Source organism: Janthinobacterium glycogeni, assembly GCF_051380725.1.
Classification (GTDB): Bacteria; Pseudomonadota; Gammaproteobacteria; order Burkholderiales; family Burkholderiaceae_D; genus Janthinobacterium.
Window position 1 is genome coordinate 1 of sequence record NZ_JBNYXP010000015.1, and the last position, 26,406, is coordinate 26,406.

25 protein-coding genes are annotated in these 26,406 nt (G+C 64.7%); 4 read left to right on the forward strand and 21 right to left on the reverse strand.

The genetic code is table 11. The annotated features are described in order from the left end of the window. From ACQ4W4_RS24625 to gspG, 13 genes are all read right to left on the reverse strand, one after another. Positions 1-161, reverse strand: a 161-nt coding sequence (locus ACQ4W4_RS24625) for a transposase (protein ID WP_436544255.1), incomplete at its 3' end; no start/stop codon positions are given. Positions 162-910: 749 nt separating this feature from the next. After that, on the reverse strand, positions 911-1,408 hold the full coding sequence (locus ACQ4W4_RS24630) for an FxDxF family PEP-CTERM protein (protein ID WP_436544175.1): 498 nt from the start codon (positions 1,406-1,408) through the stop codon (positions 911-913). A gap of 242 nt (positions 1,409-1,650) precedes the next feature. Then, positions 1,651-2,301, reverse strand: coding sequence for a type II secretion system protein (locus ACQ4W4_RS24635; RefSeq protein WP_436544176.1), 651 nt, complete (start codon positions 2,299-2,301; stop codon positions 1,651-1,653). A 5-nt stretch (positions 2,302-2,306) separates the two neighbouring features. Next, a complete protein-coding gene (locus ACQ4W4_RS24640; RefSeq protein WP_436544177.1) occupies positions 2,307-2,699 on the reverse strand; it encodes a type II secretion system protein in 393 nt (130 codons plus the stop codon). Positions 2,700-2,702: 3 nt separating this feature from the next. Further along, positions 2,703-3,197 carry a type II secretion system protein gene (locus ACQ4W4_RS24645; RefSeq protein ID WP_436544178.1) on the reverse strand — a complete coding sequence of 165 codons (495 nt, stop codon included), beginning with the start codon at positions 3,195-3,197 and terminating at the stop codon, positions 2,703-2,705. After that, positions 3,194-5,224, reverse strand: coding sequence for a secretin GspD/PilQ domain-containing protein (locus tag ACQ4W4_RS24650; RefSeq protein WP_436544179.1), 2,031 nt, complete (start codon positions 5,222-5,224; stop codon positions 3,194-3,196). The genes ACQ4W4_RS24645 and ACQ4W4_RS24650 overlap by 4 nt, the downstream gene beginning before the upstream one ends. Further along, a complete protein-coding gene (locus ACQ4W4_RS24655; RefSeq protein WP_436544180.1) occupies positions 5,224-5,745 on the reverse strand; it encodes a hypothetical protein in 522 nt (173 codons plus the stop codon). The genes ACQ4W4_RS24650 and ACQ4W4_RS24655 overlap by 1 nt, the downstream gene beginning before the upstream one ends. After that, positions 5,742-6,314, reverse strand: coding sequence for a hypothetical protein (locus ACQ4W4_RS24660; RefSeq protein WP_436544181.1), 573 nt, complete (start codon positions 6,312-6,314; stop codon positions 5,742-5,744). Before ACQ4W4_RS24660 ends, ACQ4W4_RS24655 begins: the two co-directional genes overlap by 4 nt. Then, a complete protein-coding gene (locus tag ACQ4W4_RS24665; RefSeq protein WP_436544182.1) occupies positions 6,311-6,859 on the reverse strand; it encodes a ubiquitin family protein in 549 nt (182 codons plus the stop codon). The genes ACQ4W4_RS24660 and ACQ4W4_RS24665 overlap by 4 nt, the downstream gene beginning before the upstream one ends. After that, positions 6,856-7,674: a hypothetical protein gene (locus ACQ4W4_RS24670; RefSeq protein ID WP_436544183.1), complete on the reverse strand. Its 819-nt coding sequence runs from the start codon at positions 7,672-7,674 to the stop codon at positions 6,856-6,858. The genes ACQ4W4_RS24665 and ACQ4W4_RS24670 overlap by 4 nt, the downstream gene beginning before the upstream one ends. Then, positions 7,667-9,373 carry a GspE/PulE family protein gene (locus tag ACQ4W4_RS24675; protein WP_436544184.1) on the reverse strand — a complete coding sequence of 569 codons (1,707 nt, stop codon included), beginning with the start codon at positions 9,371-9,373 and terminating at the stop codon, positions 7,667-7,669. Before ACQ4W4_RS24675 ends, ACQ4W4_RS24670 begins: the two co-directional genes overlap by 8 nt. Next, a complete protein-coding gene (locus tag ACQ4W4_RS24680; protein WP_436544185.1) occupies positions 9,370-10,575 on the reverse strand; it encodes a type II secretion system F family protein in 1,206 nt (401 codons plus the stop codon). Before ACQ4W4_RS24680 ends, ACQ4W4_RS24675 begins: the two co-directional genes overlap by 4 nt. 36 nt (positions 10,576-10,611) lie before the next feature. Next, a complete protein-coding gene (gspG, locus tag ACQ4W4_RS24685; RefSeq protein ID WP_436544186.1) occupies positions 10,612-11,055 on the reverse strand; it encodes a type II secretion system major pseudopilin GspG in 444 nt (147 codons plus the stop codon). Between the two features lie 463 nt (positions 11,056-11,518). On the opposite strand from gspG, the gene ACQ4W4_RS24690 reads away from it, so the two are divergent. From ACQ4W4_RS24690 to ACQ4W4_RS24700, 3 genes are all read left to right on the forward strand, one after another. Further along, positions 11,519-12,277 (forward strand): NF038120 family PEP-CTERM protein, encoded by a 759-nt coding sequence (locus ACQ4W4_RS24690; protein ID WP_436544187.1) that lies wholly within the window; start codon positions 11,519-11,521, stop codon positions 12,275-12,277. A gap of 43 nt (positions 12,278-12,320) precedes the next feature. After that, a complete protein-coding gene (locus ACQ4W4_RS24695; RefSeq protein ID WP_436544188.1) occupies positions 12,321-15,473 on the forward strand; it encodes a S8 family peptidase in 3,153 nt (1,050 codons plus the stop codon). 104 nt (positions 15,474-15,577) lie between these two features. Continuing rightward, positions 15,578-15,991 carry a protease inhibitor I9 family protein gene (locus ACQ4W4_RS24700; protein ID WP_436544189.1) on the forward strand — a complete coding sequence of 138 codons (414 nt, stop codon included), beginning with the start codon at positions 15,578-15,580 and terminating at the stop codon, positions 15,989-15,991. Here ACQ4W4_RS24700 and ACQ4W4_RS24705 read toward each other — a convergent pair. The 4 genes from ACQ4W4_RS24705 to ACQ4W4_RS24720 form a co-directional block, all read right to left on the reverse strand. Beyond that, complete coding sequence (locus tag ACQ4W4_RS24705; protein WP_436544190.1) at positions 15,988-16,656, reverse strand: LuxR C-terminal-related transcriptional regulator; 669 nt, start codon at positions 16,654-16,656, stop codon at positions 15,988-15,990. The two genes, ACQ4W4_RS24700 and ACQ4W4_RS24705, sit on opposite strands and share 4 nt — an antisense overlap. Beyond that, positions 16,653-17,366 carry a winged helix-turn-helix domain-containing protein gene (locus tag ACQ4W4_RS24710; RefSeq protein ID WP_436544191.1) on the reverse strand — a complete coding sequence of 238 codons (714 nt, stop codon included), beginning with the start codon at positions 17,364-17,366 and terminating at the stop codon, positions 16,653-16,655. Before ACQ4W4_RS24710 ends, ACQ4W4_RS24705 begins: the two co-directional genes overlap by 4 nt. A 184-nt stretch (positions 17,367-17,550) precedes the next feature. Next, positions 17,551-18,189 carry an NF038129 family PEP-CTERM protein gene (locus ACQ4W4_RS24715; protein WP_436544192.1) on the reverse strand — a complete coding sequence of 213 codons (639 nt, stop codon included), beginning with the start codon at positions 18,187-18,189 and terminating at the stop codon, positions 17,551-17,553. Between the two features lie 11 nt (positions 18,190-18,200). Further along, the gene (locus tag ACQ4W4_RS24720) at positions 18,201-21,194 is read right to left on the reverse strand and encodes an ExeM/NucH family extracellular endonuclease (RefSeq protein ID WP_436544193.1); all 2,994 of its coding nucleotides are present in this window, start codon (positions 21,192-21,194) and stop codon (positions 18,201-18,203) included. Positions 21,195-21,657: 463 nt separating this feature from the next. Between ACQ4W4_RS24720 and ACQ4W4_RS24725 the strand changes: the two genes are divergently transcribed. Further along, positions 21,658-22,392 (forward strand): PEP-CTERM sorting domain-containing protein, encoded by a 735-nt coding sequence (locus ACQ4W4_RS24725; RefSeq protein WP_436544194.1) that lies wholly within the window; start codon positions 21,658-21,660, stop codon positions 22,390-22,392. A 46-nt stretch (positions 22,393-22,438) separates the two neighbouring features. Here ACQ4W4_RS24725 and ACQ4W4_RS24730 read toward each other — a convergent pair whose 3' ends face one another. The 4 genes from ACQ4W4_RS24730 to ACQ4W4_RS24745 all read right to left on the reverse strand — a co-directional run bounded on the left by ACQ4W4_RS24730 (position 22,439) and on the right by ACQ4W4_RS24745 (position 26,403). Then, positions 22,439-23,461 carry a TIGR03790 family protein gene (locus ACQ4W4_RS24730; RefSeq protein ID WP_436544195.1) on the reverse strand — a complete coding sequence of 341 codons (1,023 nt, stop codon included), beginning with the start codon at positions 23,459-23,461 and terminating at the stop codon, positions 22,439-22,441. Positions 23,462-23,603: 142 nt separating this feature from the next. Then, the gene (locus tag ACQ4W4_RS24735; RefSeq protein WP_436544196.1) at positions 23,604-24,182 is read right to left on the reverse strand and encodes an FxDxF family PEP-CTERM protein; all 579 of its coding nucleotides are present in this window, start codon (positions 24,180-24,182) and stop codon (positions 23,604-23,606) included. Between the two features lie 78 nt (positions 24,183-24,260). Beyond that, complete coding sequence (locus ACQ4W4_RS24740; RefSeq protein WP_436544197.1) at positions 24,261-24,815, reverse strand: FxDxF family PEP-CTERM protein; 555 nt, start codon at positions 24,813-24,815, stop codon at positions 24,261-24,263. A 157-nt stretch (positions 24,816-24,972) separates the two neighbouring features. Further along, the gene (locus tag ACQ4W4_RS24745) at positions 24,973-26,403 is read right to left on the reverse strand and encodes a mannose-1-phosphate guanylyltransferase/mannose-6-phosphate isomerase (RefSeq protein ID WP_436544198.1); all 1,431 of its coding nucleotides are present in this window, start codon (positions 26,401-26,403) and stop codon (positions 24,973-24,975) included. Positions 26,404-26,406: the final 3 nt, after the last annotated feature.

Sequence of the window (26,406 nt, forward strand, 5' to 3'; positions counted from 1 at the left end):
CGTGGCGGAATGTCGCGCCAAGGGGCGCCTGTGCGCAAGCGCCATAGGATGCCATTGATCACGTGCCGATGCTCGACATACACGTGACCGTGATGGGGGTTGGATGGCAGATGGGGCTCAAGTTTGCGCCACTGCTTTTCAGTAAGGTCAGTTCGGCTCATCGCCCTATGACCATCCAACCTTAATTAAGTTCAGTCAGAGAGACCCTAGTCCTGCGCAGCTTGTCCCGATGGCGCAGGACGTTGTTGCCGGTGTCTCGCGTACTCGCGTGCGGTCTCCGAGTTGGCGCCTGATCCTGCGCAGCTTGTCCCGATGGCGCAGGACGTTGTTGCCGGTGTCTCGACGTACTCGCGTGCTGTCTCCGAGTTGGCGCCTGGTCCTGCGCAGCTTGTCCCGATGGCGCAGGACGTTGTTGCCGGTGTCTCGACGTACTAGCGTACTGTCTTCGAGTTGGCGCCTGGTCCTGCGCAGCTTGTCCCGATTGCGCAGGACGTTGTTGCCGCTGTCTCGCCGTACTCGCGTACTGTCTTCGACTTGGCGCCTGATCCTGCGCAGCTTGTCCCGATGGCGCAGGACGTTGTTGCCGCTGTCTCGCGTACTCGCGTGCTGTCTCCGAGTTGGCGCCTGATCCTGCGCAGCTTGTCCCGATGGCGCAGGACGTTGTTGCCGGCGTCTCGACGTACTCGCGTGCTGTCTTCGAGTTGGCGCCTGATCCTGCGCAGCTTGTCCCGATGGCGCAGGACGTTGTTGCCGATGTCTCGACGTACTCGCGTGCTGTCTCCGACTTGGCGCCTGATCCTGCGCAGCTTGTCCCGATGGCGCAGGACGTTGTTGCCGGCACACTGCCTTGCGCAAATGATCCAGACGAAAAAAAACCCGCCGGAGCGGGTTTTTTCCTTGCAGCGAAAGCTTAAGCAGCTTTCTTGGCGCGGCGGCGTGCCACGGCGCCAACCAATGCCAGGCCGCCCAGCAGCATGCCATAGGTTTCTGGTTCTGGTACTGGCAGGGCCGAAACCGTGCCTACGTACTGAATATTTTTCACCAGCGTCAGGCCCGTGACTTGCACCGTGTAGGTGCCTGCAGCCAATTGGCCTGCCCAGCTCAGATTCTGAATGCCGTTAGACGTGCTCTTGGTCAGGTCGCCGTAGCCGACCAGGTTAGCGGCGAAATCCTTGATCGCGCCGTTAGCAACGGAGAACGTTTGCAATGCACCGAACGAGGTCGACGATGGAGCCAGCAACTGGAAGGTCCACGAATCATTGATCTGCGAATTGATCGCGAACTTGGTCGTGAAACCCGACAGGGTATCGGAACCGGTTGGATCCAGAATGCCCAGGTCGTAGATTGCTGCCGACGCGTTGAACGATGCTGCTGCCATGATGCCTGCAGCGATAAATTTCAATTTCATAGCTTATCCCTTAAAAAGTAATTTATGGCTGCAATGTGCAGGCCACCAATAGTTTATTAGTACCGGAAGTACTGAATGGAATGGTAACATAATTGCATTGAATTACTTATAAATTTTTTATCTAAGTTTCACCAGTGATAACTATTTTCAAAATGAACTATTTGCCGGCATCTATGAATTTCCATGAAAAAATAGTTGCCGACGAATACATTTACTTTCTCCATGTTTTAAGGTGAAAACATCTATTCGGCAATGTTTTCAGGGGGATTTTGCGGTTCAGGCTGTTCATTTGGCTCTGGCGGCGTTTGTTCTTGCGGTGGGGTAACAGGGCGAAAAAACAACGGTGGCGCGGGCAAGGCGGGCGCGATGCCGGCCTCATCACTCGCTGGCACCGCTGCCGGTCCCGCAGACGGCACGGATGACACCCGGGCATCGACCATGAAGCGCCATTCCGAGAAATGCGCCTTGCCTTCGAAGCCGGCAAACCGGGCCTCGAAGTTGCCAACTTTTAATGGCGCCGCCTGCGACAGGCTGTACACGCCGATGATGCCGTTGCTGCCCGGCTGATACAGCAAGCCCCACTCGGCGCGGCCCGTGACGGGGTCGACAAACAGCTTGCGCAAATGGCGGCGCACTTGCGGAAAGCGGGGATCGCGCAGCAAGGCGGCCAGGGTGGGCGGCTGTTGCGGCTGGCCGGGCGGCGTGGCGGCCGCATAGCTGTACAGGGCGTCTGAAAACTGCGCGCCGATGTCGAGCAATTCCTGCTCGGCCGCCTGGCGCTGCAGCAAGGAGCCCATCTTCAGCCCGGCTGCCCCTATCAGGCCCAGAATGGCCACCAGAATGATCAGGCCCAGGTAAGTAAAACCGCGCTGGCGGCGCGCAGGACGGTGCATGGCCGCTACCAGTCGGCGAACGGCGTGCCGCTGCGGTCCTTGCCGGGCGCGCCGCTTTTCACGTCATATACCTGGCCCGGCGTCTCGTCCGGTGGCGGCACGATAAGCCAGCTGCTGTCGCTCTCCGTGATGGGATCGATGGGCATGGCGCGCAGGTATTTCTTTTCCACCAGTTGTTCCAGAGAGTCGGGATAGCGTCCCGTATCGCCGTGGAACTGGTCGATGGTCGTGCGCAGATTGCGCAAGTTATCCGCCAGCACGGTTTCCTTCGCCTTGTCGAGGCTGGGAAAGTAGCGCGGCACGGCCAGGGTCAGCAGCAGCGCCACGATGCCGAGCACCACCAGCAATTCGATCAGGGTGAAGCCGCGCCTGCGGGCGGGAAGGATGTCAGCAGCCATGGTTCACCATAGACGGTAAGGCACGTTGTTCAAGCCGGTCTTGCTGGAAGTCGAGTACACGTCGTACACGTCGTCGCCTTCGCGCGGCTCGGTCGCTTCGCTGGCATAGCTGCGCTTGCCCCACGTTTGCGCATCGCTCAATCCCGCGTCCGCATTGAACGGGTCGCGCGGCACGCGGCGCAGAAAAAACAGCTTGCTGCGCTTCGGATTGCGCTGGTCCGGGACGCCTTCGACCAGCAGTTCCAGGCTTTTCGGATAACCGCTGGCGTCGGGCGCGCGCACAATCCGGCCCTCGTCACCGGCCCGTTTATAGGCATCGAGCCCCTGGCGGATCTCGCGCAGCGCGCGCCGCAATTCCTGCTCCTGGCGCCGCTGCACCGTCACCTGCGTGACGGGGATCACTAGGGTGGCCAGCACGCCCAGGATGGCCAGGGTCACCAGCAGCTCGATCAGGGTAAAGCCGCCCTGCTCCCCCTGCGCATGATGCGCCAGTCTCATTTGGCAGGGGGCGGCGGCACCGGCACCGGCTGGCTCGACGACAGCGGCAAGGGCGCCGCCTGCAGCGGTACGGGCTGGCCAGCCGATATCGGCAAAGGCGACGCGGCCGGCTCCGGCGACGGCGCCACGTCCGGCGCGGGCACGCTCTGCGGCAAGGCCGCCGGTACCTGGCCATGCGTCATCAGCGGCTGCGCCGGCGCCGGCTGCATGCCGACGGCCGACGGGCCGGAACGCACGATCACCGTGCCCGGCATCTGCGTGGGCGCCTTGGCTGCCATGTCGGGACGGCGGCGGAAGCTGCCTTCCGTGCCGGCCGAGAATTCCGATTCCTTCGCTTCCGGACGCTGCACAGTGCGCACCAGGTGCGGCGTAATCGACAGCACGATTTCCGTCTTCTGGCTATCGTCCTTGCTGCTGCCGAACAGGCGTCCCAGCACGGGGATGTCGCCCAGGCCCGGCACCTTGTTGCCCGAGCTGCGCTCTTCATTGTTGATCAGGCCCGCCAGCACCTGGTTTTCGCCATCCTTCAGTTGCAGCATGGTCGAGGCCTGGCGCGTGCCGATCTGGTACAGGGTCGAGCCGCTCCGGGTGGTGGTGGCCGCCCCCAGGTTGCTTACTTCGAGCGAGATGCGGATACCCACCTCATTGTTCAAATAGATGGTCGGCTCGGCGTTCACCGTCAGGCCCACGTCCAAGTAGCTGATCGACTCGGAAGCGAAGCCGCCCGTGCCCGGCGAAATGGTGGTGGTCACCACGGGCACCCTGTCGCCGATGACGAATTTCGCCTTTTCCCGGTTGCGCACGCGGATGCGCGGGTTGGCGAGGATATTCGCGTCGCCGTCCGTCTTGTTGGCGTTCGCCGTCACGGCCAGGTTGCTCACGCCGATGGTGCGCTGGTTCAGATTATTCAGGTCGTTGACGGTCAGTCCGATCCCGCCCGAGGTGGAAAGCGGCGTCAGGGTCAGGCTCGATGGCCAGGCCACGCCCAGTTCCATCAGCCGGCTGCGCTTGACTTCGAGGATTTCCAGCTCCAGCACCACTTCCGCCTCGGGCACGTCCTGCAGCGCGATCAGGCGCTCGGCCAGGCGGATCGCCTCGGGCGTGTCACGCACGATGACGAGGTTGAGCTTTTCATCGGCCACCACGTCGCGCGTCTTCAGGATGGTCTTGAGCGTGTTGGCCACCTGCTTGGCGTCCGCGTTCGCCAGGAAGAAGGTCTTTACCAGCACCTCCTGATACTCCTTCAACTTTGCCGCCACGTTCGGGTAAATCAGGATCGTGTTCGCATCCATCACCTGCTGCTCCAGCTGGTTCGTCACCAGCAGGAAGTAGACGGCCGATTCCACCGTGCTGTTCTTCAGGAAGATCGAGGTTTTCGCGTCCGCCTTGACGTCCTTGTCGAAGACGAAATTGAGGCCCGAGCGACGCGCGATCAGCTCGAACACCTGTTTTAACGGCGCGTCGCGAAATTCGATCGTGATCGGCTGCTTGTACGATTTGGCCAGGCCCGATTCGACGATGGGCGGCGCCGTCTTTTCATCGACCTCGCGCAGCAGCGCGCGCGCGCCGGCGTGGTTCGGCTGCTCCGTGAGGATGGCGTTCAGGCGCTGGCGCGCGGGGTCGTAGCGCTTGGCGTCGAGATCCTTCTGCGCTTCGGCCAGCAGCTTGCCCTGGCGCTGCTCGCGTTCGAGCGCGCGCAAGCCGCTGTTGGCCCGCTCGTTCTGCGCATCGATTTCCAGCACGCTCATGAAGGAGGTGCGCGCCTGGTCGCCCTGTCCCGCCTGCGCCTGGCGCTCGGCCTGCTGCAAGCGGCTGCCGGTGGCCCGTTCGCGCGCCTGCAGATACGCGCTGCGGTATTGCGCGTTGCCGGGGTCCTGCTGCAGCGCCTCCTGCAGTTTTTGCAGGCCCGCCGGGATCTGATCTTGCGCAATCAGCTCGCGCCCGTCGCGGTAAGCTTGCTGCCCCGCGCAGCCGGACAGCAGCACCAGCAACGCCAGCAACGGCGCCGGTGAAAAGGAACGAGACATCAGTCGAGTACTCCAATGTTGAGCTGCTGAACCTGGTTCAACGGCAGATAGGTGAGCGTCATGACGGGCGGCGCGATCGTCACGACCTTGTAGGCGCCATCGATGACGGTATTGGCGCGCACGATATACGTCTTGTCGGCGCGCGACAAAAACACTTCCCAGGCGCCGTCGGCGGCCGCCTTGCCCAGGTAGACGAAGGGCAGCGGCGGCGCCATCGGCGGCGGTGGCGGCGGGGCGGCCGTCACCGCCGTTTTCGGCGGCGGCGGATTCCAGTTCTGGCTCTGGAAGACAGCGCCGGCGCCGCCAAAGGTCTCGCCCTCCTCGCCCGCCACCTCGCTGCGCGGCAGCAGCGCCAGGATGGCCGGCTGCGCTGCCTCCGCTTTGCCGCTCGGCTTACGCGCGGGCGCGACGGCCCGCTCCACCGCCTCGGCCACGTCGGCCACGGGCTGGCGCTCGCCGAACAACAGCAAGGCGCCCGCGCCCAGCACGCCGGCAAGCAGCAGATAGTGACGCGGCGTCATGGCGCCGCTCCCGCATCGCCAGGCGTATCGGTCAGATAAAAGGTCAGGCGCAAGCGCGCTTCGAGTTGCGTGTCGGCGATCTGCTCGCGGCGGAAACTCAATTCATCGAGCGAGGCAAAGGGGACGGCGCGCAGCGCTTGCAGCGCGAACTGCCACACGGCCGCATAACTGCCCTTCAGCGGCAAAGTCACCTGGTACGTGGCGACCCTGCTGGCCTTGTCGTAACCGCTCTTGTATTCGCCCTGCGCCAGCAGCAAGCCGTTTTTCGCGGCCAGATCGAACAGCTGCTTGACCTGCTGCTCCGCGTGGCGCTGCTGCCCCAGGGCGGCATAAAAGCGCGCCAGGTTCTCGCTGGCCGTCGCCTGCGGCGCCAAGGCAGCCACGGCCAGCGCTGGCTGCGGCAAGGGCCGCGCTTCCAGCTGCGCCGCCACGGCGCGCTGCTGCCAGGCCCACGTCCAGGCGGCGATTCCCAGCGCCAGCAGGGCCACGGCCAGGCAGGCAGGCACGCCCAGGCGGCGCAGCAGCAGTTGCGCGCGCAGGCGCAAGATATTGAAATCGATGGACATCATGGCGTGCCCCAGCGCGCTTCAAGCTGGAAGCGCAAGGGTTTGTTCGGATCGAGCGCATTGATTTCATGGCGCAGCAGCTGCACCCTGGCGCCGAAGAGCTCCTGCTGCTTCAGTTGCGCGATGTAGGCGACCATGGCGTCGCTGCCGGTCGTTTCGGCCGTGATCTTCAGCACGCGCTTGCGCGCGTCCGGCTCCAGCGCCAGCAGCGCGATGGCGGGCGGCGTGGCGCTGGCCAGCGCATCCTGCAGGTCGCGCCACGGCAGGTTCAATTGCAGGATGGCCGCATTCACGGCCGCCGCCTGCGCCGGTACGATGATCATTTGCGGCGCAGGCGCCGGGCCTCGCGTGGCGGCCAGCACGCGTTGCTGCGCCAGATGCCAGCGTGCCTCGCTTGCCTGCCGGCGCTGCAGCGCGGCGCTGCCGCTGTACGCCGCCGTGACGACCAGCACCACGCCCAGCGCGCCCGTGCTCCACGCCCACACGGGCACGCGGTGCAGGCTGCGGCGCCAGTTTGGCGGAGCGAAATCGATATCGAGACGCGTCATGCCACGCCTCCGCTGCGGGCCAGCCGGCCGGCCGGCGACAGGGCGCCTTCCCCGTCCGGCGTGGCAAAGAGCTGGCAGCGGAACGCTTGCGCCGGCGCCAGCCATGCTGGCGGCGGCGTACCGCACAGCTGCAGCAGCGCCGGTGCGGGCAGTCCTTGCAGCAGCGCTTCGCGCATCAGCGTCTGTTCCAGCCAGCCATGGCCGGCATCCGCGGGGACGGGCAGCGCGCGCACGGCGCGCAGGCGTCCATCGTGCCGCACGCCCAGGGTCAAGGTGTTCTCCTGCAGCTGGCCAAACCAGGCGCCCGGTTTCAGCGCCCCATGCCAGCGGTTCCAGTGGCGCGCGAATTGCGGCGTAATGAAGATCAGGGCCAGCTTGCGCGCGGCCGCCACGCGCGTCAGCTGCGCCAGCAGCGCACGGGGCACGGCGCAGAAAAACGGCGCGCGCGCATCCCAGGCGCTGCTGCTGTGCCACAGGCCGGGCGCATCGCCATACAGCGACTGGAAACGCAGCGCGGCGGCGGCCTCGATATCGGCCAGGCGCGCGGCGCCTTGCGGCAGATCCACCTGCCACAGGCGCGCCAAGCCATCGTCGAGCACCACGGACAGGGGCCAGCCCGCGTATTGGCCCTCTGGCAGCAACTGCGCCAGCGCCTGGCCCAGCGCGGCAAAATCGCCGTGCAAGGAGTCATCCGGCACATACGCCGCTTCGCCCAGCGGCGTCCAGGCGGGCGCGCGCCAGCGGCTGCTGCGCCACAGGCTCACCTTGCCCGCCGCCACGCCCAGGCGCAGTCCTAGTCCGTAAGCTCTACGCATGCAGGGTGACCCTCTTGATTTCCGTGATGGTGGTGGCGCCCCGTTTGACCAGTTCCAGCGCCGCCAGGCGCAGGCTGCGCGTGCCGTTCGCATACGCGGCCGCCTTGATCTGGCGGATCGGCTTCTTATCGACGATCAGTTCGCGGATTTCATCGGTCAGCACGAGAATCTCGGCGATCGAGCGGCGCCCCTTGTAGCCCGTGCCGCGGCAGTCGCCGCAGCCTTTGCCCTGCTTGAATTGATATGCATCGACGTCGGCGCGCGCCAGGCCCACGCTGGCCAGTTCAGCATCGTCGGGCGTGTAGTCGGCGGCGCAATGGGGACAGTTGGTGCGGATCAGGCGCTGCGCCCAGATGCCGTTCAGGGCCGAGACGAAGGCATACGGATCGATGCCCATGTGCGTAAAGCGGCCAAACACGTCGAACACATTATTCGCATGCACGGTGGTGAGCACCAAATGGCCCGTGAGTGCCGACTGCACGGCGATTTCCGCCGTCTCGCGGTCGCGGATCTCGCCCACCATGATCTTGTCGGGATCGTGGCGCAGGATCGAGCGCAAGCCCTTGGCAAAGGTCAGCCCCTTCTTTTCATTCACGGGGATTTGCAGAATGCCAGGCAGCTGGTATTCGACGGGGTCTTCGATGGTGATGATCTTTTCGCGCCCGTTGTGGATTTCCGTCAGCGCCGCGTACAGGGTCGTCGTCTTGCCCGAGCCCGTGGGGCCCGTGACGAGCAGCATGCCGTAGGCTTCCTGCGCCAGCGCGCGCAGGGCTTCGAGCGAGGGCGCGTCAAAGCCCAGCGCTTCGAGGGTCAGGGCGCCGTACGCCTCGATCATGGCGCGCTTGTCGAGAATGCGGATGACGGCGTCCTCGCCATGGATGCTGGGCATGATGGAGACGCGCAAATCGATTTCGCGCCCGCCCGATTCGACGCGGAAGCTGCCGTCCTGCGGCACGCGGCGCTCGGCGATATCGAGTTCGGCCAGCACTTTCAGGCGCGAGATGATGTGCTCGGCCACCTCGATGCCATTGACGGCCGTGGCGTGATCGAGCACGCCGTCGACGCGGTACTTGACGGCCAGGCCGCCGGCCGTGCTTTCCAGGTGAATGTCCGAGGCGCCCGCCTTCAGCGCGTCGTACAGGGTCGAGTTGACCAGCTTGACGGCGGGGCTGGCCGCTTCCGACACGCTGGCAAACGACAGCACGGCCGCCGTCTTGCCATCGCGTCGCGCGTCGGTGGCGGCGCCGGGCAGCAGGCTGTCGACGGCGCGCGCCGACTCTTCCTGCTTCGACAGGTAGGCGCCAATGTCGGCCTGCAGCGCCAGGCGCACGTTCAAAACGCCCTGCCCCGCGCGCGCGCCGAGCCAGGTTTGCAGGTCGAGGTCAAAGGGATCGGCGATCACGCCCAGCAGCTGGCCGTCGGCCGCGCGCAGCAGCACGCTGTGGCGCGCCAGCGCCTGCGACAGGGGCAGCACGTCGAAGGCAGGAGACAAGGCCAGCATGTCGGCCGTTTCCAGCACGTCCAGGCCGAACGGGCGCGCCAGTGCGCGCACCACGGCGCGCGCCTCGATGCCGCTCAGTTCCTGCAATTCCTCGACCAGGCTGCGCTTCGATTGCCGGCTCAGGATGCGCGCATGCTGCAGCAGCGCAGGGTCGATGGCCGCGATGGCGGCGGTGGATTCGGCTGCGGATGGCATCATGAGATATCGCCGGCAAGGTCAAAGATGGGCATGTACAGCAGGATCACGATGGCGCCCACGACCAGGCCGATGGCGGCCATCAACAAGGGTTCGAAGGTGCGCGTAAACCGGTCGATCCAGCGGCTGATTTCGCCGTCGTAAAAGGCGGCCGACTGCGTCAGCATGGGGCCCATGTCGCCCGTGCGCTCGCCCACGCGCAGCATGCGCAGGGAAATCGGCGTCGTCAATTGATGCTGCTCGAAGGCCGACGACAGCGGCTGGCCCGCCTCGACGGCGCCGCGCGCGCCTTGCAAGGATGCCTGCATGCCCGGCGAGACCATCGCCTGCACGGTGGCAATCGCCTGCACGATCGTGATGCCGCCCTCGGCCAGCATGCCCAAGGTCAGGTAAAGGCGCGACAGTTCATAGATGCGCACGCGCTCGCCGATGCCCGGCAACTTCGCCAGCAGTCGCGCCACGCCGCCGTTGCGCAGCACGCGCCGCACGGCCGTGAACACGCCGCTGCCGGTGATCAGCAGTCCGAGCAACAGCAGCACGCCATGCTGCGTGACGAACTGGCCCCAGCTGAGCATCACTTGCGACATCCACGGCAGATTGCGTCCGGCACCCTGGTAGACCTCGGCAAAACGGGGCACCACATAGCTGATCAGGAAGGCGCTGACGCCGCCGCCCACCGCCAGCAAAATAGTGGGATAGATGGCCGCGCTGACGATCTTGCCGCGCACCGTATCGATGCGCTGCTGGTAGTCGATGTAGCGCGACAGCGCTCGCGGCAAGTCGCTCGTGCCCTCGGCCGCCTTGACGATGCCGATATACAAGGGGGGAAACAGCTCCGCCTGCTCCGCCAGGGCGGCGGAAAAGCGCTTGCCTTCGCGCAAGCCTTCCAGCAGGCGCGTGAGCACGCTGCGCGTGGCCGGCGACGCTTCCTTTTCCAGCAAGGCTTCCAGCGCTTCGACGATGCCCAGGCCCGCCTGCAGCAGCGCCAGCAATTCCTGGCTGAACAGCAGCAGGGGCAAGGCCCGCGCGCGCTGGCGCCCTGCCGCGCTAAACGGCGTGGCGCGCACGGGGCGGATGGCGCTGACGAACAGGCCGCGCGCCTCGGCCTGGCGGCGCGCGTCGGCTTCGTCGCGGCCGTCGATCACGCACGTCTGCAAGGTAGCTACGGCCTGGTCCGTGGAAAGCGCGCGTACTTCGAACTGCATGATGGCTTGTCCGTAGGAAAAAGGTTGGCGCTGGCGCTATTGCGAGCTGATGTCGGCGTTCTCGCCGCTGCCGCCCGGCTGGCCATCCTTGCCCATTGAAACGATGTCATATTCGCCCTTGCTGCCGGGCGCGCGGTATTGATACGCATGGCCCCACGGGTCGAGCGGCACGGCTTTTTTCAGGTAGGGGCCGTTCCAGCGCGTGCCGGCGGCGGGCGGCGCGGCCAGCAGCGCGGCCAGGCCTTCTTCCGTGGTCGGATAGCGGCCCACGTCGAGGCGATAGGTATCGAGCGATTTTTCAAACGCCTCGATCTGCGCCTTGGCCACCGTCACTTCGGATTTGCCCAACTGGGCGAAATACTTGGGGCCGACATACGCGGCCAGCAAGCCGATGATCACGATGACCACCAGCAGTTCGAGCAAGGTAAAGCCGCGCGCATGGCGCGCGGCCGCAAGGTTCTGCCTGTGTGCTGCATGCATCCGGTAACTCCTTATTGCCTACCTTCAATACATTGCGTCGCCGCGCGCAACGGATGGCCACGCACGGGCGACACGCGCTTGCCTGATGCTTACCAGCCTACCATGCCGGTTATGGTTAATACAATCTTTTCTTTGTACGGCGAACAACAAATCGCCGAGGAAACGATCTGGCGCAATAAAGGGACGACAGGCACTTGCACTCTACGCGCACGTGTCAGGAACCAACTATTTTCGCGTAGGAAACTTGTAACTATCAGTATGCAAATCATAGTATTTCGTGAATTTTATTCATTCATTATTTGTAACTTTCAAATTAAATTTGAAAGAATATCAAACAATGGAATTGCCTATTTTGCTATAGTAAAAATCAATTTTCTGCGCATTGGTCTTATCCGACCGCGCGGGAAAGAGGCTCCAAGACGCAAAACATATTGCATCCGACATAATCACCAAGGGAAAATTCATGACTCGTATTGTGCATTCGCAGGCAACTGCCGCAGCAAGTCCTTTCTCGGCCAAGCAGTGGACCGGCGCCGCCATCCTGGCCCTGTCCGCCGCCTGGGCTCCCGCCGCCATCGCGGACGTGATCAACTTTGATAACCTCGACAGCCAGTTCGTCGGCCACGGCGACTCCCTGGAACTCGGCAAATTCCTGCTGACGGGTGCATCGAATGCCAACGGCGCCAGTTATGGCGACCTGGTCGGCGCCGTGTTCGACGGCACGGACCCGGCCGCCTGCGGCATGGCGTGCCCGACCAACAATAAGAGCAATTACTATGCATCGCTCAACGACGGCATCGTCTACCTCGATCCGCTGAACCCGGGCGGCAGCGTCAGCCTGCAGGGCTTCGACGCCAGCTTCATCGGCTACGCCCAGGGCGTCACCTATCCGGCGGTGGCGGGCCTGCTGCGCGTGCAAGGCTTCTATGCCGACGGCTCGTCCCTGTATGAAACCTACCAGCTGGGCGGCCCCGTCGGCGGCAACTTCCAGTTCCAACGCTACAACACCAGCGCCAATTTCGGCAGCCAGCAATTCGCCTCGCTGGCCTTCTTCGGCTTCACGTGCAACACGGCTGGCAGTTGCAGCGCCTTCAGCACGAACAAGGGCCAGTTTGCGCTCGACAATATCGTCGCCTCGGTACCGGAGCCATCGACCTACGCGATGCTGCTGCTGGGCCTGGCAGGCATCGGTTTCGCGGCGCGCCGCCGCCAGCAAGCCTGATCTCCCCTTTTCGATTCCCGCTACCGTCACCAGGAAACCCGACATGACATTCCGTCCCGCCTTGCGTCCCATTTCGCTCGCCGTGCTGAGCCTGTTTGCCAGCCTCAGCTTCCAGGCCCACGCCGACGACCTGCGCCGCCCCTACATCGTGCAACTGACCGACAAACCGATCGCCTCCTACACCGGCTCGGTGGAAGGACTGGGCGCCACCCAGCCTGCCGCCGGCGGCCGCCTCGACCTGGCCAGCGCGCAAGTGCAGCTGTACGGCGACTACCTGGAACAGAAACAGGCCCGCGTGCAGGCGCTCGTCGCCGCCGCGCCCGTGCAATACCAGTACAAGATCGTTCTCAACGGTTTCTCCGCCCTGCTGACGGACGCCGAAGTGCGCCAGCTGCAAGCGAGCGGCGAAGTGGCCAGCATCGCCCCTGACGAGCCGCGCGCCCTGCAGACGAACTACACGCCCACCTTCCTGGGCCTGGACCAGCCGGGCGGCCTGTGGAGCCAGCTGGGCGGCAAGCAGCATGCGGGCGAAGACATCATCATCGGCATCGTCGATGGCGGCGTGTGGCCGGAAAACCTGTCGTATGCGGACAAGGTCGACGCCAACGGCGCCCCGACCTTCGATCCGAACGCCACCCTGGCCTACGGCGCCCCGCCGGCCGCCTGGAAAGGCAGCTGCCAGGCGGGCGAAGGCTTTACGCAAGACCATTGCAACAACAAGCTGCTCGGCGCGCAATACTTCAACGCCGTGCGCCTGACCGAGACGGACAAGATCCAGCACTGGAGCGAATTCACCTCGCCGCGCGATTCCATCGGCGACCCGAATGGCGAAGGCGGCCACGGCACGCACACCTCGTCCACCGCGGGCGGCAATGCGGGCGTGCCCGTCACCGTGAGCGGCACACCGCTGGGCGCCATATCCGGCGTGGCGCCGCGCGCCCGCCTGTCCGTCTACAAGGTGTGCTGGTCCTACAACCTCGCCACCCAGCCGACCGGTGCGAAGAACGGCTGCTACGGCGGCGACAGCGTGGCGGCGATCGAAAAAGCCGTGCAGGACGGCGTGCACGTCATCAATTACTCGATCAGCGGCGGCGGCACCGTCAACGACCCGGTCGAGCAAGCCTTCCTGCACGCGTCGAACGCGGGCGTCTTTGTTGCCGCCTCCGCCGGCAATGCGGGACCGGCCAATACCGTGGCCCACGTCAGCCCATGGATCACGACGGTGGCCGCCTCGACGCATAACCGCGCCAACCAGGCCACCGTGACCTTGGGCAATGGCGCCAAGTACACGGGCGCCTCGCTCAACTACAACCCGCTGCCCGCCACCACCTTGATCCGCGCCCAGGATGCGGGCTTGCCCGGCGCCGATGCGCAAAAACTGGCCCTGTGCTACCGCGCCGGCGACAACGGCGGCGTGGCCCTGCTGGACCCGGCCAAGGTGGCCGGCAAGGTCGTCAGCTGCCTGCGCGGCACGACGGCGCGTACCGACAAGGGCGTCGCCGTGCTCGAAGCCGGCGGCGCCGGCATGGTGCTGGTCGACACGGGCATCGGCCTGGTGTCCGATCCGCACGTGCTGCCGGCCGTGCACGTGAGCGCCGCCGATGGCGCGCTGATCAATGCCCAGGCGCAAACGGGCGCGGCCACGGCCGCCATCTCGCGCTTCGTCACCAACGGCAACGGCCCCGCCGCGCCCGTGGTGGCCGACTTCTCGTCGCGCGGCCCGAACCTGTACGACGCCAACCTGCTCAAGCCGGACGTCACGGCCCCTGGCGTGGACATCCTGGCCGGCGGCACGCCTGCCCTGTCGCGCGCCCAGCGCGACGCCGTGCAGGATGGCAACCTGGTGCCGCCGCAAGCCTACATCTTCCTGCAAGGCACCTCGATGGCCAGCCCGCACGTGGCCGGTCTGGCCGCCCTGCTGCGCCAGCAGCATCCGGACTGGAGCCCGGCCGCCATCAAGTCGGCCCTGATGACGACCGGCAGCACCACCCTGCCCGACATCCAGGCCGGCGACGCGCGCGGCATCCTGCCATGGGGCCAGGGCGCCGGCCACGTAACGCCGAACAAGGCGACCGATCCCGGCCTCGTGTATGACGCCAGCCTGGCCGACTACAAGAAATACATGTGCGGCGTCGGCATGACGGCCGAATGCGCTGGCGGCACCCTGGCCGGCTACAACCTGAACATGCCGTCCATCACCATCGGCAACGTGCTGGGCACGCAAACGGTGACGCGCCGCGTCACCAACGTGGGCAGCGGCAGCGCCACCTATACGGCCAGCGCCTCGGTCAGCGGCTACAGCGTGGCGGTTTCGCCTGCCACCCTGGCGCTCGCGCCTGGCGAAACCAAGTCCTTCACCGTGACCCTGACGCGCACCACGGCGCCGGACAATGCCTGGCAGTACGGCGCCCTCGTGTGGAGCGACGGCGTGCACACGGTGCGCAGCCCCGTCACCGCCCGCTCGGGCCGCGCGGTGCAGTCGCCGGCATTGCTGCAGGCCGACAAGGTCAGCGGCCTGCGTTCGCTGACCCTGTCCACCGGTTTTGCCGGCAAGGTGGGCGCGGCGACGGGCGGCCTGAAGGAAGTGGCGCGCAGCGAGCAAACCATCAGCCAGGCCGCGCCGGGCAGCGTCGACACGCTGGCGCAGATGGCCGACGCGTGCAAGGCGGGCGGCAGCGGCGTGCGCGTGGTCAATGTCAGCATTCCCGCCAGCACCGTCGTGGCGCGCTTCGAAATCTTCGACCGCGACACCACGGAAGGCGCGGGCAATGACCTCGACCTGCTGCTGCTCAACGGCGCCGGCACGACCGTCGCCACCTCGGCCACGGCCGGCTCGAACGAGGCCATCACCGTGACCACCCCGCCGGCAGGCAGCTACAAGGTATGCGTGATCGGCTACGAAGTGGCAAATGGCGTGTCGACCGGCTTCGGCCTGTCGACGGCCGTCGTCACGACAGCCGACAAGGGCGGCAACCTGAAAGCCACCGTGCCCAGCAAGGTGTACGTGGGCGGCAGCGCCACGGCCGGCGTCAGCTGGTCGGGGCTGGAAACGGGCAAACGCTACCTGGGCGGCGTAGTCTTCCTTGATGGCAACAACGCGGCCGCGTCCACCACCGTGCTGTCGGTGGAGACCAACACCCCCTTGCCGCTGGCCGTCCCCAGCCAGCGCAACGTGAGAGTGGATGCCAAGCTGTAACGGTCTCGCTCCAGGCAGTCACACGGCGCGCCCTGCGGGGCGCGTTTTTTATGCGCGACGCGCGTACAATCGGCGCATGGGCGCCATGCGCCAAAGGAGCTAGCATGTCCGCATTTCGCCTCAGTATTGCCATCCTGGCCGGCATCACCGGCATCCATGCCCTGCCTGTCGCGGCGCAGGCCGCTGCGGCGCGCGTATCGTATCTGGTGCAATTGCGCGCCCCGCCGCTGGCCTCGCAGGCGGATGGCGTGCATGGGCTCGATACGAACAGCGACGCCGCGCGGCGCTACACGGCCCGGCTGGAAGCGCAGCAGCGCGCCGTGCTGGCGCTGGTGCCGGACGCCCCGGTGCAATACCGCTACACCGTGGCCTTCAACGGCTTCGCCGCCATGCTGACGGCGGACGAAGTGGCGCGCCTGCAGGCGAGTCCGGACGTGGCGCGGTTGTCGCCCGGCACCATCGAACACATGCAGGATGGCGGCGGCAATGGCAATCATAAAATACAGGACCAGCGCTAATGGCTGAGCAGGCGCAGCGCGATGCCGCGCGAGACGGCTTGCGTGCGGTTGCTCACTCCCAGTAATTTATAGATGCGCTGCAAATGGCTTTTCACGGTGGCGCCGCTGATGCCGAGAATTTGCCCCACCTCGTCATTGCTCTTCCCCTCGCGCACCCAATGCAGCACTTCGAGCTCGCGCGCACTGGCCGCGCGCGTGGCAGGGGGGCCTGGCACGCGCGCCGGCCGGCCGACTGGCAACGCCAGCCAATGCACGTGCAAATACGGCAGCAACAATTCCAGCGCGTAGGCCTGGCGCGCCGCGTCCACGGTTCCCGTGGCGAACAGGGCAAAAAAGCTGCCCCCCTCGCCCACGCTGCCATGCACCAGCACGCCATCGATGACGCCCGCCCTCTGGCCGCCCGCGCGCCAGGCCAGCGCCAGGTGCGCCAGCTTGCCCTGGCGCTCGCGCAGCTGCGCGTGATCGGGCGCGATGGTGTGCCAGGCTTCGCTGCGCAGCACGGCCCCGTCGGCTCCCAGCTGCGCGCACATTAATAAGTCGTGCGGCAACAGCGTTTGCAGCGGCCCCTGGCTCCACAGAAAGAAATCGCCGGGCACGGCAATGCCATGCGCGCCGAGGATGGCGTGCAGCAGATATTCCTGTTCCCGCCCCGTCAGCAGCATCATGTGCACGCGGCGGCATCAAACGCCAGATAGCGGTAGCCGCTGCCGCGCACGGTTTCGATGCGGTGGCCGCAGCCGCCCGGCTGCAAAGCCTGCCGCAGGCGCCCCACGTGGGCGTCGACCGTGCGTTCGTCGAGATAGGCGGCGTGGCCCCACACCTGGTCCAGCAGCTGCGCGCGGCTATGCACCCGGCCCGGATGGTCCATGAGAAAATGCAGCAGTTTGAATTCCACGCGGCCCAGGCTGACGGGTACGCTGCCGGCCGTCACGCGCAGGGTATGCGGGTCGACGCGCAGGACGGTGGCGCCGGCCGTGCTTGCGCCTGCGCGCCATGCCGATGGCGTGCGCCGGCGCAGCAGCGCGTGCACGCGGGCCAGCATTTCACGGGGACCGACAGGCTTGCACAGATAGTCGTCGGCGCCGCTTTCCAGCGCCAGCACCTTGTCCTGTTCGCTGTCGCGCGCGCTGAGCATGATGATGGGCAAGTCGCACAGCGCGCCATCCTGGCGCACCTGGCGCAGCAGCGCGATGCCGGACGCGTCCGGCAATTCCCATTCCAGCAGCAGCACGTCGGGCGGATCGGCCGCCAGCAGCGCCAGCGCGCCGCGCGCATCCGGGGCGCAGCTGACCCGGTAGCCGGCGCCCGTCAGGTTATGCGCCAGCAGCGCCTGCATGGCAGGCGCAGGGTCCAGCACCAGGATATGGCCAGGCATCGATGCATCCTTCCAAAAAAGTGGCGGCCGCCCATGAAAATACTAGACTGCCCGACAAGTTTTTTTACTATGCATCAAGCGTAAAACGGTGACCAATACAATTTAGTTTCCTGATTTATAGCTATTTCAAATAAATAGACGCAACACAGCGGCCCGCAGGCGCGCTGTGTTTTGGCTGGAAAGACTAGGCGCGTGCGACGGGCAGGCGGCGGCGCAGGGCAAAACCGATCAGCGCCAGGCCGCCCGTGAGCATCATCCATTCCGACGCTTCCGGCACGGCCGAGATCGACGCGATGCTCGCATACGTGCTGCCGGCGATGCTGGCGGGCAAGCCACCGTTGAGCGGCGTCAGTTCGAATTGCAGCAGGTTGCCATTCGCGTTGCCCAGGTAGGACGTGCCGGTGTAGTCGAGCAAGCCGACGCCAAACGTCGTGCCCGCGTTGCCGGCCGTGTTCAGGAAGTCGCCGCCAAAGACGACGTTGAAACCGAACTTGCCGCCCAGGGTCACGTTGTGAAACCAGTCGTTGTAGGCGCCGCCATTGCCGAAGGTTAAGGTGCCGGGCACGCTGCCGCTGACGTTGCCTTCCTGCGACGCCAGCGCGCCGAACGCGCCCGAGAAATTGCTGAGCACGGCGCTGGCGCCCGGCGCCGGGCTGTTGCCGGCGATAAAGGCGAAATCGAGGAAACCGGCGCCCGAGAACTGGCTCGTGTCAATTTCCACGCGGTAAGCAAGCGGATCGGCCAGCGCCAGGCTGGAACTGCCAGCGAGCAAGGCGGCCAGCACGGCGCGGCGCAAGGTGAGGTTGAATGTCGGTGCAAACATGGTCATGTTCCTTAGAAGTTGCCGGCAAAAATGCTGGCCGAGTAGGTGATCGTCACTTTCGACGGATTGGTGAAACTGACGGCGAACGAGGCCGTCGCGCCTGGCGCCAGGCTGGCGGCGTTGACGGTGACAAAAGCCGCACCCGCATGGCTGCCCGTGGCATTGGCCAGGGTCACGCCGGACGGCAAGCCGCCGAACGCCACCTGGAACGGGCCGCTGATGGCCGCCGTGCCCGTGTTGGTGAACGAGAACGTGCCCGTGTACTTTTGCGTCGCGCGGTTGAACGTCAGGCCCGAGCTGGCCTGCGCCACGCCGGCCGTGATGTCGCGGTAGGCCGGCTGCAAGTCCAGGCTGATGACGACGGGATCGTGGTCCGAGGCGCGGTAAGGCAAGGCGTTGTACAGGTCTTGCGGCTTGGCCGCATCGATGTTGTAGTCGATCACTTCCGGTTCGTCCGCATTCACATGCCATTCGGCCACGCCGGCCACTTGCGGGCTCAGCGAAGCGCTGGCCAGGGCATGGTCGAGGTAGCCGCTCTGGCCGCCGAACACATACGAATACGGCATGCCGGACGGCCGCACGAAACGCTCGAGTTCATTGACGAAGCCGGCGCCCGTGATGACCTGGATCGGATCTTCCGCGCCATAGGAATTCAAGTCGCCGATGACCAGCACGTCCGCGTCGCCGGCGGCGGCCACCACCTGCGGCACGAAGCTGCCCACCAGGCGCTGGGCCTGCTGCACGCGGGTGGCGTTCCAGCAGCTCTGGCTATCGTTCTGGTCCGCATCGAGCCCGCTCGACGGGCAGCTGCCCTTCGATTTCAGGTGGTTGACGACGAGCGAGAATTTCTCGCCGTTGGCGGTCTTGAACGTTTGCGCCATCGGCGGACGGTTGTTGATTGCGTTGGCGTCCGACAAGGCGCCGCCCACCAGGCCCAGCCGTGCCGGCTTGTAGATCATGGCCACGCGGATGGCGTCCGTGCCCGTGGCGGCCGGTTTCGGCACCACGGCGTAGGTGACGCCGCCGATGGCGGCGTTGAGCTGCTCGACCAGGTAAGTGACGGCCGTTTCGCCATTGTTCTGGATTTCCATCAGGCCCACCACGTCCGCGTCGATGGCCTTGAGTTCTGCCACGATCTTGTCGCGCTGGCGCACGAACTCGGCCAGATTGTCGGCGCCGCGGCAGTTCGACTTGGTGGTCGACGCACCCACGGTGCAGCCCTGCCCCGTCTGGCCAAAGACGTTACTGCCATTCGTAAAGGTCGTGAAGAAATTGAGCACGTTGGCGCTGGCCACCTTGACGTTACCAGACCGCAGTTCCGGGCTGCCCGTGCGCGGGTTGTCGCGCGAAAACTGCGGCGTCTGCGTCGGCTGCAATTTGTAGGCGGCGCCGCCACCGCCGATGGCGCCGAAATCCACCACGCCCGTCAGGTCGGCCACCGTGTCGCCGCTGCGCACGGTGTTGTCCTGGCCAATGTACGGTATCGTCGGCGGCGCCACGAATATGCCATCATCGAGCACGATCAGGTTGTTCGCATTGGCCGCGATCAAGGCTTGCGCCTCGGCGGAGCCGGCCGGATGGCGGTTGGTCGGCACCTCGCGCCGCCCCGCCGACAGGGTCAGCTCGCCGCGCGCGCCCAGGTAGGCGTTCTGCGACACGGTCAGGGGCTGCGTGAAGCGCACCAGCATGCCTTCCACGGCGGCCAGGTTGTCATTCGGCAAGGTCACGTTCGCCGGCACGATGCTGTGGCCCGCGCTTTGCGTGAGGATGGCCGTCACGTCCTTGAATTCCGTGTAGGAATTTTTCGCGCCCGTCGGCGTGTATTCGACCACCGTGCCCGTTACCCGCACCAGTTCGCCCGGCTGCACGGTCGTGGCCGTCGCGCCCGTGTAGACGAAGATGCCGTCCGACGTCGACGGATCCCCATCGCCGGCCGCATCCTGGATGAAGAAGCCGGTGCCCACTTTCAAGGTCACCACGCCTTCGGTCGTCTGCACGGAATTGGCGTACGGGCTGGCCGCGCCGCTGCCCTGGATTTGCGGGATCGTGTGGCTGATGGCGGCCAGGCCTTGCACGGCGACATCGACCTTGCACGATGCCGTCTGCTGCTGGTCGTTGCTGAAATTCACGATGACAGGGTAATTTCCCACCGGCACGCCAGCGGCCACCAGCAGGCTCACGCTGGCGCTCTCGCCGGCCACGCCGGCCGCGCTGAAATTGGCCAGGCTGATGCCGGCCACGGCCGGCGAGATCAAGGCAGCGGCATTCACCACGCCATCGACATCGGACGCGCGCATCGCGGCGCTGCCGCCATTGCCCGCGGCCAAGGCCAGGCTGGCGGGGCAGCTGGTCATAATCTGATGCACGACAGGGCCGCCGCAGACGTGGCGCTCGGAAGCCGTGTTGCGCGGCGTCACGCTGCCGGCGGCAAAATCGGCGCCATTGTCGTCCGTATCGCTGCAGCCGCCATGCGCGCGCAGGATGGACAGGGTATTCGACGGCGCGGGCGCCACGCTGCCTTCAAAGCCGTTGGCCGTGCCAAAGCCAACCAGGTCGATCACGGCGGCGCCTGTCGGCGCGGCCCCCACCTGTGCCGTCCTGCTATTGCTCAACAACACCTTGCCCGTCGTGCCCGACATGGTCAGGCCGCCCGTGGCGTCCGGCGCTGGCAAGTCGAGCGTGCCGCCCGCGCCCTTGGCTTCCTGCACCAGCAAATACTGGCCAGGTTGCAAATCGATAGCGGGCAAGGCCGTCACGGCCCAGCTGGTATTGCCGGCCGCGCCATACTGCACGCTCCAGTTGCTCAGGTTCACGGGGCTGCCGCCGCGGTTGAAGATTTCAATGAAATCGTTGCGATACAGCGCGCCATTATTGCCGCCGCCGCCATATACCTGGCTGATGACGATATCGGAAGCCGCCAGGGCCGGCACGGTCAGACTGGCCAGCAAGCTGGCCATGACGGTCAGGCGCAGGGGCGCGCGCAAGGGGGAAAACGAGGTGTGCATGAGGATCCCGGTCGGTAAATGGATGACGCCGGTCCCGCATGATGGGCCGGCGCGCCACAATTAACAAAAGTATTTCAGACTTGTTATTTGCATATTAAAGGCCGGGGATGACGACTTGATGACATTTGATTAAGCCGAACGGAGTAAAAACCTTGCCTCTCAGCCTCTTTTGATGCCCAATGGAACGTATCTTTTGAACAACATACAACACCGTGTAGCAAGTCAAAAAGACGCCGACAGGAAAAATGTGATATATTTAAGGCAAATAAGTTTGGTTCCTAACAACACCCGGCTTCGCAACAACAATACCGCGCTAATGAGAGCAGGCCCCAGCCTCGCTTGCCTCTTGGAATGCACATCCGGCCATGCACGCAAAGGTCGCATTACCGGTAGCAACGTTAATCGCATCCCGAACGAACCGCGCAGCAGCGCGCCGCTCGGGGGCATTCTGAAGAGATAGACCATGTTCAAACCACGCAAGCAATACACGATTTTCTGCACCGCCATGACGGCAGCCCTGTTCATGACAGCGGGGATGGCACAGGCACAAAGTACGGCGCCACAGGCTAGTGCGGACAGCAAGCGCTGTGAAGCGGCCAATGCAGATGGCAGCGGCAAGGCGGGCGACTTCAACCCCGACAGCTCAAGCAGCGCCTGCAGCCTGGCAAACGGTTTCGTCAACTTTGGTTCACGCACCAATGACGGCGTCGGTTCGCCACCCGAGTTCGGCACCGGCGAGTCCGACCAGGTCTTACGCACGCCTGCCTTTTCCGGCAACAATCACCGCTTGGCCAACTCCCTGGGCCAGGCTGCGGATGCCGGCTACGGCGCCAATGCCAGCCTGCTGGCCAGCACCGGTGAGCACCATTTCGGCAGCCGCGACTTCGTGTATGCGCAGGAAGAACCGGCCATCGAGGGCCGCGGCTATCAAGCTGGCCGTGCCTTGCGCGCGGGCGACGTGTATGAGCCGCTGATTACCTCGTCGGGCGGCGGCATCGCGCCACCGGCCGGTGGCGGTGTCGGTGGTGGCGGCGCTGGCGGCGGCTTCGACCGCAGTGGCGGCGGCATCAACACGGGCGGCAATGGCATCGTGATACCGCCGATTCCTCCCGTGCCGGAACCGGAAACTTATGCAATGCTGCTGGCGGGCTTGGGACTGCTAAGCTGGATCGGCCGCCGCCGCAACGGCAAGGCATAAAAAAAATGGCTCATACGAGCCATTTTTTTCGCCTGCCAGCAGGTCGTCAGCGACGGAAAGTGGCGTAGGGGGCGGCCAGGGGATCGCCGATAAACAAGCCTTGGGCTGGCCAGGAAACACTGCCCCAGTATGCCTCCAGCGCCGTCATGCCGGACAGGTAGCGGCGCAATAGTACCGTAGAGTTGGGAAACTTCTGCCAATAATTACACGGTTCGCTGACGGTGCCGTAACTGGCGGTGGCGCCCGCCTCCAGCCAGCGCTGGCTGCTCATCTGCGCCGTACCTTGCAAGTCGCCGCCAAACGATGTCAGATGGTCCGCCAGGGCGCCAGGCAGGAAGCGCAAGGTTTCCAGCTTGTCCACCTTCGCCATGCCCGTCTGGTACACCATGATGTCCTGCGCGCCTTCGAGTACATTCGCCTTCAGGTTCTTGATGGTCAGCTTGCGCTGGCGTACCACGCCCGCCGGCGGGAAAAACGCCGCGCGGCTATTGCGCGCGCCGTCGCTGGTATTGAGATAGTAGGCCGTGGCCGAAGGAACGGAAAAACCGCTGGCCGTGCCACGGTCCACCACCGCCTTGGCCTCTTCCACAAAATCAATGGGGAGCAGCATCGACAGGCGCATGCCCAGTTGCGTAAATGGCTGGCTCGCATCACTGTTGAAATAGGTGCTGGCCTTGCCGGCGCCACAGGTCTTTGCGCATTGTGCCGCGTCGTAGCCCAGCGTGTAGGCAGACGTGATGGCATTGCATTCCACCGCATAGGGAGCGCTCCACACCATCAGCACGGCCTGGATACCCGGCGTCAACTGAGCATCGATGTGCTCCTTCAGTTGCGCGAACTGACTGGCACTGAGTTTGCGCGGACGATTCGGAATATTCACGTGCACGATATTGGCTACGGGGATGGCATGCGCCTGGCGATAATATTCGCCCACTTCGACGCTGTTCGGCTCGGCATCATTGACGACGACGGCCAGCTGCGCAGGCTGCAGGCCACGGGCGATGGCGAGGTCGGCGCCATGGACCGCGCCAGCTGCCAGCAGCAGCGAAAGACAGTAGGAGATACGCAAGGGTTTACCGTAAAAGGACAGGCGGGAGAATCAGGACAATCGCATTCCGATCGTCCACCGTAGGATCGATTATAGCCTTGAAAATCTGCAGGCAAAAAAAATGGAGGCTGCAGCCCCCATCTTTTACTCAGCCGAATTGACTTCAGGCTTGCAACTTGCGCCGACGCGCCATGAAACCAACGAGACCCAGGCCTGCCAGCAGCATGGCATAGGTTTCCGGTTCCGGCACTGGATTGACGGACACATTGCCACTGTAGCTGCCCCCCGTTGCCGAGGCAACGTAACCGCTGACCTCCAGGAAGTAGTTACCGGCCGCCAAGGGGGCCAGGTTAGACGACAGGGTCCATGCCTGGTCCGCGGCGCTGAAGTTAACCAGGTCCAGCGTACCTTGCAATACGATGCCACCGGCATTTTTCAGATTAAAGCCGGTCAAGGTCAGACCCGAGTTCAGGCTGGGCTTCAGCGAAGTGGCCAGGCCGCTGAAATCATTGCTACCAGTCAAGGTGAACAAAAACTTGTCGCTGAAAAAATTGTGCTCCGCACCTGCCAGCTGGCCTGGAGCCAGGCTGAAGGAGCCAAACAGGTTACTGCCCGAGTAATCGAGCAAATCCTGGCTCAGGTCGACTGGCGCATGGCTGATATCGACGGGCGAGGCCTGGGCGGCCAGGCTGCTGCCGGCCAGCATGATCGCCAGGAACAGGGATTTCAGAATGTTGTTCATACTTTTCACCAAAAAAAGACAGCGGCCGGCGCAGGCTGGCCGCGGGATAAAATGCGGGAAGAATCGATTGCAATGCGATCAGAGCGGCTTTTGACGGCGACGCGCGAGGAAGCCCAGCAAACCCAGGCCGCCCAGCAACATGCCGTACGTTGCCGGTTCCGGCACTGCGGAAATCAGGCTGCCATTGCCGCTGAACGTGGCGCCCGCACCCGACGCGAGATTGCCGCTGACCTTGACGTAGTAGGAACCGGCGGACAGGTTCGCAAAGGACAAGGTCCACTTGTCGTCCTTGCCCGTCAACACTTGCGTTCCCTGTAACAGGCTGCTGTTGGCGCTATTGTACAAACCGAAACCTGTCAGGTTCAGGCCGTTCGCAGCGCTGGTGCTGGTCGACGTCAGCACCAGGCTCAAGTCGCTCAGTTGCGCCACATTGAAGGTGAAGTGATCGACAAAGACATTGTCCTTGTTACCGGCTTTAAACTTATCGCCGAAAGTCAGCGATCCGCCCTGTGCCAGGGTAATAGCCGTGGGCACGGAGCTGATGTCATGCACGGCAGCCGCAGCGGCCGGGGAAAACAGTGCCGCGCCGGCACATGCCAAGGCGACCAGGATCGAGCAGGTATTGTTCTTCATGCGACTCCAGCAAACGTAATTGCAGACAATAGTTGCCCACAGGAATTGGATTAAATACAGCCAGGCAGAATGATATCATAAAGTAACTTATTCAATTATTTTTTCTTTAATAAATAGTTTCTTTATGGCATTTCTTTTTTGACCCGCGAAGTAGCGCTCAGGCACGCTGGTAGGCATCGGCGTAGCGCACGATATCGTCCTCCCCCAGATAGCTGCCCGTCTGTACTTCAATTAGGTGCAGGGGCAGCTTGCCGGGGTTTTCCAGGCGGTGCGTCATGCCGATGGGAATGTAGGTGGATTCGTTTTCCGTCAGCAATTTGACGCTCTCGCCGCAGGTGACGCGGGCCGTGCCGCGCACGACCACCCAGTGCTCGGCGCGGTGATGGTGCATCTGCAGCGACAACTGCCCGCCCGGATTGACGACGATGCGCTTGACCTGGAAGCGCTCGCCCGTATCGATGCATTCGTAACTGCCCCAGGGACGGTACACGAGACGGTGCTGGATATGCTCGGTGCGCGCATGCCGCTCCAGGTGCTCGACCACCTGCCGCACCCGCTGCGTCTGGTCGCGATGCGCCACCAGCACGGCGTCGTCGGTTTCCACGATCACCAGGTCGGCCACTCCCAGTACGGCCAGCATGCGGCTGCCGGCCCGCACCAGGCAATTATGCGCGCCGTCGAGATAGGCATCGCCGCGCACGACATTGCCCTGCTCATCGCCGGGCAATACTTCCCACAGGGCAGACCAGGAACCGATATCGCTCCAGCCGATGGCGGCCGGCACGACGGCGGCATGCTGCGTATGCTCCATCACCGCATGGTCGATCGAGACGGTACGGCAGCGCGCAAAGGCGGCCGGCTCCAGGCGAAAAAAGTCGAGGTCGCGGCTGCCATGCGCGACGGCCAGTTCGCACGCCGTCAGCATGGCAGGCTCGAGCTCCCGCAATTCGCCGAGATAGGCCGCCGCGCGGAACAGGAACATGCCGCTGTTCCACAGGTAGCGCCCGTCGGCAAGCAAGGCGCGGGCCGTGGCCAGGTCAGGCTTTTCCACGAAGCGCTCGACTTGCCGCCCTTGCGCCGACCCAGGCAAGGGCGCGCCGGCAAGAATGTAGCCGTAGCCCGTTTCGGCGGCCGTGGGCAAGATGCCGAAGGTGGCCAGCGCTGCCGTGGCAGCCAGCGGGGCCGCCAGCGCAATGGCCTGGTGAAACGCCGCCACGTCGCCGATCAGGTGATCGGCAGGCAAGACCAGCATCAGGGCATCGGCATCGTGCGCCAGCAGAAACTGCGCGGCGGCGGCCACGGCCGGTGCCGTGTTGCGACCCAGCGGTTCGAGGACGATGGCCAGCGGCGCCACGCCGATCTGGCGCAGCTGTTCGGCCACCATGAAGCGGTGCTCATTGCCGCAGACCAGCAGCGGCGGCATGACCGTCAGCGCAACGTCATCCAGATCGCGCACGCGCAGCACGGTTTCCTGCAGCAGCGTCTGGTCCGAAATCAGCGGCAACAATTGTTTGGGCAGCGCCTGGCGCGACAGCGGCCACAAGCGGCTACCGGAGCCTCCCGACAAGATCACTGGATAGATGTTCATGTC